This window comes from Candidatus Ancaeobacter aquaticus (assembly GCA_030765405.1).
Lineage (GTDB): Bacteria > Auribacterota > Ancaeobacteria > Ancaeobacterales > Ancaeobacteraceae > Ancaeobacter > Ancaeobacter aquaticus.
On record JAVCCP010000073.1, the window covers coordinates 1 to 3,003 of the forward strand.

At 33.1% G+C, this 3,003-nt stretch carries 2 protein-coding genes; both read right to left on the reverse strand.

The features are described 5' to 3' along the window. Positions 1 to 217, reverse strand: a 217-nt coding sequence (locus P9M13_10295; GenBank protein MDP8263673.1) for a hypothetical protein, incomplete at its 3' end; no start/stop codon positions are given. A gap of 226 nt (positions 218 to 443) precedes the next feature. Next, positions 444 to 2,615: an AAA family ATPase gene (locus tag P9M13_10300; protein ID MDP8263674.1), complete on the reverse strand. Its 2,172-nt coding sequence runs from the start codon at positions 2,613 to 2,615 to the stop codon at positions 444 to 446. Positions 2,616 to 3,003: the final 388 nt, after the last annotated feature.

Sequence of the window (3,003 nt, forward strand, 5' to 3'; positions counted from 1 at the left end):
AATCGATCTTTTTCTTGTTGTAAAAATAAAGGAGTTCTTGTGACACCTTTTCGGCAAGTATGTCAGCTTGGTGTTTGTGAAATTTCACTCTGATATTGCGCCAGTTAAAAGCAGGAATATGTTTAGATACTTTTCGCACCCTATCAAGAACATACGCAGTGTAAATATCGATCACAAGGACAGCATCGACACGCAAACATGCCTTGTATGCCAACACAAGTCTATCGATATTCTGCGATGAACAGCACAGAAACGTAAGCCTTCAGAGACCCCCACCTGTAAAATTGCTTCTTCGCTACACGGTAATGCTGTGCACCACAATTAAGAGCATCAAGCCATGCATCTAACTTGTTTTCAAAGTTAGTATCGTTATTTTTCCAAAGATTTTTTGTATTATTTAAAAGGTTTATTAAATTTTCCAAAATATCCAGTGCGGTGTTTAGTTATGGGTTTTTCATCATCTCTTCATAATGTTCTTTATATCCACTTTCCTTAAATACCAAACCGAGAGCTTCCTTAAAGTGATCGTAATTGAATTCTTTATAATCAAAAATATTCTGTCCAAGCGAATGGGACTCACGGTTTATATATCTGTAAAATGCTTGATACTTATTATTCTGCAATTCAGGCTTTTGAAAAACATTGTTTAAGTCTTTTTTTTCAATAAAGTTGAAAAAATATTCAATAATATTTCTCATACAATTTGCGACAACTGCTGGGGGCTGTTTATCATCCTTTACTATCTGCCAATAAGAATGATAGTCATTCTGAATCTCCTCATATTTCATATTTAGAATTTGACTGCCATTAAAATTTTTTAGCAGTCTAAATAGCTTTTGGTCTTTTTTTCGGCGTTCATGATTTATATCAGTCAACTCATAGAAAAAATATAGACTGTGTGTTAGCACAAATACCTGTTCGTATTTATCTGAGTATAGGAACTCATTTTTTATCAACAGTCCGATATTGAATATATAGATATGTGACAAGCTCGAAATTGGGTCATCAATCACAATTATTTTCTTTTGGCCTACATCAGAAGCATTTTTCTTTCCTTTGCATAGTTCAAGAAAATACAAAAAACTGATTATCATCTTTTCACCCTCACTAAGAGTTTGAAAAGTATCGGAATCCTGTTCGTCTCTAACTATTGCATACAGATTATCGGAATGCTTTTTTATTTTAAAATCATCTATACCTAATTCTGTTAAACCGCTATTAATTGAAACAATTGCCTCTTCAATATTGACTGTAGTTTCTTGTTGCTCACATATAATCTGCTTTTGTGTTACAATTCGTTTCTCAAGATTCTCTATAATTTTTGTGATATTATTAGATTTTTTATGAGCCTCATCTGTTTCTTTTTTATAGGCAGAAAGCGTCTGGTCATAGTCCCAACGCAAAATATTCCAAAATGTTTTTTTTATTTGATTTAAAACCTCTTCCTTATTATCAATTCGTTGGTTGTGCTTGCAAACTTTTTGGTTGGCATTGTTAATGAATTGATTCAGGTTTTTAATCACTTTTGATGAATCTACAAAAGTTACCTGCTGACTTGGGGTTTTAAGCTTTTCCTCAATCTTTCTTTTGTTGTCATCCAAAACTTTTAATGCTTGGTTATATTTACTTTGGAATTCTGTTTTACTTTCACTTAAAAACGGGTTGGATTCATATGTTTCTCTTGATTGAATAGAATTGATTGCAGTTTCATAGTCATAAGAAAGTTTTTTTAGTTCTTTAATGTCATTTTCATAAGACTCGCCAAAATAGTCTTTAATATTATTTGAAACATTCTGTGTAATAGTCTTTTCTTGGCAAAAAGGGCAAGGTTCACCGTCTTTAGAAATATCAGCTGGCAAATACTCTAATCCTTGTTTTACCCAGTCTGAATTATCGAGTTTGTTTATTAATTCTGCTACAGTACTGTTTACATTTCCAACGATTTCTTTTTGAAATAATGTTTCATTCTCAATCTTATGTCCCGTAAATGTAATAGTAGTAATGGTGTTACACCGTTCTGCATTTTCAGCCTGCAAGGGTTCAACTTCTTTTTTCAGTTCATCAGTAGTTTTATCTGGCTTACTTTCTGGTTTAACAAGACCAGAGATATGGCAAAAAAGTGTTTCCTTTTTACCTTTTAGACCTTCAAGGCAAAACTCCAGAACCCTGTCACCTCCAGTATATGTAGTCTTTATTTCCCAGACCTTGTTCTCAGCACTCTGTGTTCTCTGTGACAGTTCGCTATTAATCGTGTTAATATCTTTAGTCTTGCTGGCTTTCTCTTCACTAATAGCTGTTATTTTATTCTGAGCATTTCTAATCGTTTCTTCAGCTACTTTATTTTCTTTTGATAAAGTGAAAATGCCTTTCAAATTATCTGATTCGTAAAAATGATCCTGAATAAACCTTTGGTTATATACCAGAATTTCCTCATTGTTTAATCCTTCAATAGAGCATTTTGAAAATGCTACACCATCTTTGTCGTATAAAAAGTTTGAGAGGATGCTTTTACCTGTTCCGTTAAGCCCATAGACAAGATTGACCTTTTTGTCAGTCGCTAAAGCTGTGAGGATTTTGTAACTTGCAACATCACTTAATTCAATCTTGGTAATCACGACTCTCCCTCTATCAATTTCCTTATACAGAACATATTATTATATAGACTTCCATGGTATACGAATATTTCATCATGTATCACAACTATGTCTTATTATTCTCATAAAGAATCCTTTACAAAATGGATAATATCCCTTAATGCACGGCAAACATCATATTATACAGAGTTCTAGGCAAAAGGAAAGCCACATATCTTTATGAGTACAAGAGAGTGAATTGAGGATAAACAAAGGCAAGATTAGCTAGCTAAATGCTTTTATGAACTTAGAGTATTTAGAGGGGTAAATATTTTTACCCCTCAACTGTAAAAGACGATAACTCCTGTCCCTAGTATCAAACTCCCATAAACCTGCTTCAGTAGCTATACGATAACAAAACCATGGATGC